General features: G+C 66.7%; 4 protein-coding genes. All 4 read right to left on the bottom strand.

Features of this window, described 5'->3' with window-relative positions:
- A partial coding sequence (locus V7050_RS17595) for a TrkH family potassium uptake protein (RefSeq protein ID WP_324410931.1) occupies positions 1 to 1,464 on the bottom strand: 1,464 nt, incomplete at its 3' end.
- Between the two features lie 78 nt (positions 1,465 to 1,542).
- Entirely contained in the window at positions 1,543 to 2,991 is a 1,449-nt protein-coding gene (locus tag V7050_RS17590; protein WP_442885358.1) for a TrkH family potassium uptake protein, read from the bottom strand.
- A 63-nt stretch (positions 2,992 to 3,054) separates the two neighbouring features.
- Positions 3,055 to 4,173, bottom strand: a complete 1,119-nt coding sequence (gene folE2, locus V7050_RS17585; RefSeq protein ID WP_324365507.1) for a GTP cyclohydrolase FolE2 — start codon at positions 4,171 to 4,173, stop codon at positions 3,055 to 3,057.
- 176 nt (positions 4,174 to 4,349) lie between these two features.
- Positions 4,350 to 5,531: an O-succinylhomoserine sulfhydrylase gene (metZ, locus tag V7050_RS17580; protein ID WP_324365508.1), complete on the bottom strand. Its 1,182-nt coding sequence runs from the start codon at positions 5,529 to 5,531 to the stop codon at positions 4,350 to 4,352.
- Between the last annotated feature and the right edge of the window lie 157 nt (positions 5,532 to 5,688).

Raw genomic sequence — 5,688 nt, 5'->3', positions numbered from 1 at the left:
GGCGGGCGCGGTAAAGCGCGCCCGCCAATAGGCCGTTGAGAAGAGGACGAAGACCACCATGATCTCGAGCCGCCCGATCATCATCGCGGCCGACATCACCCATTTCGCCGCCCCGGGCACGTCGACATAGCTCGCCGCCGGGCCGATCATCGTGCTGAGGCCGGGTCCGACATTGCCGAGGCAGGAGGCGGCGCCGGTGATCGCGCTCATCGGATCGAGCCCGAGCAGCACCAGCACCACCGCGATGATCCCCAGGGACAGGAAATAGAGCATGAAGAAGGCGATGACCGAATCCATGACCTGCGGCGAGACCGTCCGTCCCTGGTAATGCGCGAGGATGACGATATTGGGCCGGTAGAGCCGGCGCAGTTCGGCGCGCACGGCCGAGAACAGCAGCTCGTAGCGGAAGATCTTGACGCCGCCGGCCGTCGATCCGGAGCAGCCGCCGATCAGCATGATGATGAAGAAGATCATCACCGAGGGATTGCCCCAGAGGATGAAGTCGGCGCTGGCATAGCCGGTGCTCGAGAGCATCGAGGCGACATTGAAGGCGACCTCGCGCACGACGGTCTCGTCGAGCTGCGCGGATCCGGCGAGGCGGGCGACCAGCATCCCCAGGACGAAGGCGACATAGACCGCGAGGAACGCCCGGATCTGGCTGTCGTGCCAGAGCGCCCCCGCATCGCCGCGGGCGAGCTGCACGTATCGCGCGAAGGAGAGCGAGCCGAGCAGCATGAAGATCGTCGAGACGTATTGCGCCGCCGGAGAGAAGCCGGCGAAGGAGCTGTCCGAGGTCCCCATGCCGCCGGTCGAGAGCGTCGTCATCGCGTGAACCGCGGCGTTGAAGCCGTTCATGCCGCTGGCCTCGTAGCCCATGGCGCAGGCCAGCGTCAGGCCGAAATAGACCGAGCCGATCGACAGCGCGATCTGCTTGGTGCGCGGCATGATCTTGCCGAGCGTGTTGAAGTCGCTCGCCCGCAGGAGCTGCATCCCGCCCACGTTGAGCACCGGCAGCAGGAGCAGCGCCATCAAGACGATCCCCACGCCGCCGATCCATTGCAGCATTCCCCGCCAGAGGAGGATGCCGTGGGGCAGGTCGTCGAGCCCGGTGATCACCGTGGCCCCCGTGGTCGTCATCGCCGACATCGCCTCGAAATAGGCATCCGTCGGCCCGAGACCGGGCAGGCCGAGCATGAACGGCAGGGCGCCGACGGCGGGATAGACCATCCATGTGACGGTGGTCAGGGCGAAGGCCTGTCGAAGCCCGAGCCGCAGGTCGCCCGCCTGCGCGCAGGCGAGCGTCAGCCCCGCTCCGAAGGCGATGGCCAGGACCGCCGCCGCCGCGAAGCCGGGCGCATTGCCGTCGCCCAGGGCGACATCCACTGCCAGCGGCAGGAACATCACGAACCCGAGCGCGAGAACCAGCCAGCCGACGATGTATCCGACCGGTCGGAAAGCCAACATGCCGTGAAGATCACTCCAGCGCGTCCCGGCATGGCATCGCGCCCCCGGCAACCACTGTCAAGCGCCGGCTTCGCGGGGTCAGGCCCGCCAGAACGCCGCGCCGAAGAGCACGAAGACCGAGAGGATCTCCAGCCGCCCGACCAGCATGGTCGCCGCGAGGATCCATTTGGCCGCATCCGGCAGGGTGGAGAAATTTCCGGCGGGCCCGATCACCGGCCCGAGGCCGGGCCCGATATTGGCGATCGCCGTGGCCGAGCCGGAGATCGCCGTGAGCGGGTCGAGCCCGACCAGCACCAGCATCACCGCGACGACCGCCAGCGTGAGAAAGAAGAACATGAAGAAGGCCATCACCGAATCGAGCACGCGCTGCGACACCGGGTGGCCGTCGTAGCGCGGGGCGAAGACCCGGTTCGGCGCGTGCAGCCGCTTCACTTCGGCCGAGACCGACGCGAGCATCAGCTGGTAGCGGAAGATCTTGACCGAACAGGCGGTCGAGCCCGAACACCCCCCTATCAGCCCCAGCACGAAGAACATCGTCATCGCGAAGGAGCCCCAGGTGTCGTAATCCGCGCTGGAATAGCCCGTGCCGGTGATGATCGAGACGACGTTGAAGAGCACCTCGCGAAACGCCGGCTCGAAGGGCCCGGGCCGGACCAGCGCGAGCCAGGCCGAGAGCAGCGTCACGAAGGCGGCGACCACCAGCAGGAATCCCCGGATCTGCGGATCGCGCCAGATCGGCTTGGGATCGCCGGCGAAGAACTGCAGGAAGCGGATGAAGGGCAATGCCGCCAGCAGCATGAAGGCCGTCGCCACGTAATGCGCCGACGCACCGTAGACCGAGAAGGAAAGGTCGTGGTTCGCCATGCCGCCGGTCGCCAGCGTGGTCATGGCATGCACCGCGGAATCGAAGGCCGGCATGCCCGTGAAGACATAGGCCATGAAGCAGAGAAAGGTCAGCAGCGCATAGATCAGCGACAGCGACAGCGCGATCTCCCCGGCGCGGGGCAGGATCTTTCCCATCGTGTCGAAAGCCTCGGAGCGGAAGATCTGCATGCCCCCGACCTTCAGCGTCGGAAGGAAGACCATGGCGACGATGACGATGCCGAGGCCGCCGAACCATTGCAGCATGCCGCGCCAGAGCAGCGTCCCCGGCGGGAGCGTGTCGAGGCTGGTGAAGACGGTCGCGCCGGTCGTGGTCAGCCCCGACATCGCCTCGAAGAAGGCGTCGGTGAAGCTCGCCTGCGGCGCGCCGAACCAGAAGGGCAGCGCCCCGAAGATCGGAAAGACCGCCCAGGTTCCCGTCGCGAGCAGGAAGCTCTCCTGCACGCCCATGCGCGCCGAGGCGCCGCTCGAACAGGCGAAGGCCAGCACCGCCCCCGAGACGATCACCAGGATGGCGGTGGTGGCGAAGACCCGTGCATTCGCGCTGCCGGCGGCCAGATCCGCCACCAAGGGCAGCGCCATCGACAGACCCAGCGCGGTCACGAGCCAACCGACGAGATACCCGACGGGCCTGACGTCCACCATGGCGGAATCGTTGGCGGCGGCGCGGGCGGCTGTCAAGCCGCGCGCGCCACCGGCGCGCCGGCTTCAGCCGATGTGATAGAGCGAATCGAAGAGCCGGGGGTCGTAGCTCGTCTGGCGGAAGGTCTCGCCCTTGGTCAGGATCGAGACCGCGTCATGGGAATGCAGCGATTCCTGGTGGCTGGCCACCACGCGGAAATCCCCGATCCGCGCGTCGTTCTCCAGCGTCTGGCAGAGCAGCCGCACCGCGTCCTCCACGAAGATCGGATTGGACCCGTTGAGCTCGGCGAAGGCCTGCTCGTCCTCCCGCTTGACCATGACCTGGGTCTCGGTCGGGATCGCGGCGTTGCAGAGATCGACCAGATCCTCGAACCACAGCATTTCCTCGCCGACGAGCTCCACCGAGACCCGCGCCACCGAGCGCTGGGAATGCGGCGTGGCGATCTGCTGCCGGGTGCGCCGCGCATGCTCGCTGAGCTCGAGCGAGCAGGGGCACGTCGACGAATAGACATAGTCGAGATGCACGATCCGCTGCGTGCCCTCGTCGGTGGTGACCATCTCGAGCGAGACGTTGTAGTACTGATACCCCAGCAGCCCCGACCTCAGGGACGTCTTGAGCATCGGATAGCTGAAACGCATCTGGATGCGTGCGTCATAGGTCTCGAGATCCTTGAGATAGGAGGTCAGCACGCCCTCCATCACCTCGAAGGAAAACTCCAGTTCGGCATGCTTGTAGAAGGACCGCATGATGCGGCTCATGTTGATGCCCTTCTTGTTCGCCTCCAGCGAGACCGAGCCCGTCACCGAGGTCTCAAGCTGGATGTCGCCGCCGCCGCGGGTGTGGAAGCGGATCGGCAGGCGGAAATTCGAGATGCCGACGTGCTGGATCTCGGATTTGGCGCCCCGGATCAGGCTCTCGGGGCCGTTCTGCAGGTCGGGCAGGCCATTGCGATAGGCGCCGTCCGCCACGAAATCGGCCGGATAGGAGCGGCTGAAGACCGGATAGGTCGGATCGAAGGTCCGGCTCAGCAGCGCCGTGACGTTGAGCGAGCTGTCATGCGCCGATTCATCGCCGGCCCATAGCAGCAGGGTCCTGGCGGCGGCTTCGGCCTCGGCCGCACTCGGCCGTAAGGCAGGCGGTTCGGGATCGTCGAGCGGATCGATCTTGGGGTTGTGCATATTCATCGCGTCGTCTTTCACTCCCGAGGCACGGCGTGGCGCGAAGTCTACATGGGGCACGGTCCGCCGAAAGAAAGGACGGCCCCATGGAATCTCCATCGCTATCAATACTATAGACAACCACAGCGTGAAAATCGACTAAAAAACAGTCGCGTCAATAGAGTCTTGCGAAGGTCGCCCGTTCAGGCGGCGTCGAGCGCCTGCCTGACGTCCGCGATCAGATCCGCCGGATCCTCCAGCCCGAGCGACAGCCGCACCAGCCCGTCGCCGATGCCGAGGGCCTGGCGCTGCTCCGGGGTCAGCCGCTGATGCGTGGTGGTGGCCGGATGGGTCACCAGGCTTTTGGCATCCCCGAGGTTGTTCGAGATCTGCACGATGCGCAGCGCGTTGAGGAAGCGGAAGGCCGCCGCCTTGCCGCCGGCCAGATCGAGCGACAGCACTGTGCCGCCGGTCTCCATCTGCCGCCGCGCCAGGGCCGCCTGCGGATGGGCGTCGAGCCCCGGATAGAGCACCTGCGCCAGCGCCGGATGGTCCGAGACCGCCTCGGCGAGCCGCTGCGCCGCCGCCGCCGCCGCGCGGCAGCGCAGGTCGAGCGTCTCCAGGCCCTTGAGCATGACCCAGGCGCTGAACGGGCTGAGCGCGCCGCCGGTATGCTTGAGGAAGGGCTCAAGCGTCTTGCGGATGAAGGTCTTCGAGCCGAGCACGACGCCGCCGAGGCAGCGCCCCTGCCCGTCGATATGCTTGGTGGCCGAATAGACCACCACATCCGCGCCGAGATCGAAGCAGCGCTGGAAGATCGGCGTGCCGAAGACGTTGTCGACCACGGTCAATGCGCCGGATGCCCGCGCGATCGCGGCCACCGCCGCGATGTCGATCACCTCCAGCGTCGGGTTGGAGATCGATTCCAGGAAGACGAGCCTGGTGTCCGGCCGGATCGCCGCGCGCCACTGGTCGAGGTCGGTGCCGTCGACGAAGCTCACCTCGACCCCGAACCGCGGAAGCAATGTCTCGACGATATAGAGGCAGCTCCCGAAAAGCGCCTTCGCCGCCACTACATGGTCGCCCGTCTTGAGCGCCGAGAAGAGCGCTCCATGCACCGCCGCCATGCCCGAGGCCGTCGCGAACGCGTCCTCGGCGCCTTCGAGCGCCGCGATGCGCTCCTCGAACATCCGCACCGTCGGGTTGCCGTAGCGGGCATAGATGAATTCGTCCGGCCCGCTCTCGACAAAGCGCGCCTCGGCGACCTCGGCCGACGGATAGACGAAGCCCTGCGTCAGGAATATCGCCTCGGAGGTCTCGCCGTACTGGCTGCGGCGCGTGCCCGAATGCACCAGCCGCGTCCGCGGCGCCCAATCCTCGCTCATCGTGCCCTCAAGCCCCCGGCCCATCGCCCCGTGGCGGGCATAGTCAAGCCGGCCGCATCGGTCAATGCCGCCGGCGCCCCGTTGTCACGCTGCTTTCACCCTTTTGCCGCCGGGCGTTAATGTTCCTGCGGGAACATTATGGGAATCAAGCGGAGTT

Source organism: Amaricoccus sp. (assembly GCF_036846665.1).
Lineage (GTDB): Bacteria > Pseudomonadota > Alphaproteobacteria > Rhodobacterales > Rhodobacteraceae > Amaricoccus.
Note: the sequence above shows the minus strand (reverse complement) of the source record. Positions and strands in the feature narration are given on the sequence as shown.

Excerpts from the sequence above, each read along its gene's own strand:
- folE2 (WP_324365507.1), bottom strand. The coding sequence starts at position 4,173 with ATGAATATGCACAACCCCAAGATCGATCCGCTCGACGATCCCGAACCG.
- metZ (WP_324365508.1), bottom strand. The coding sequence starts at position 5,531 with ATGAGCGAGGATTGGGCGCCGCGGACGCGGCTGGTGCATTCGGGCACG.
- V7050_RS17590 (WP_442885358.1), bottom strand. The coding sequence starts at position 2,991 with ATGGTGGACGTCAGGCCCGTCGGGTATCTCGTCGGTTGGCTCGTGACC.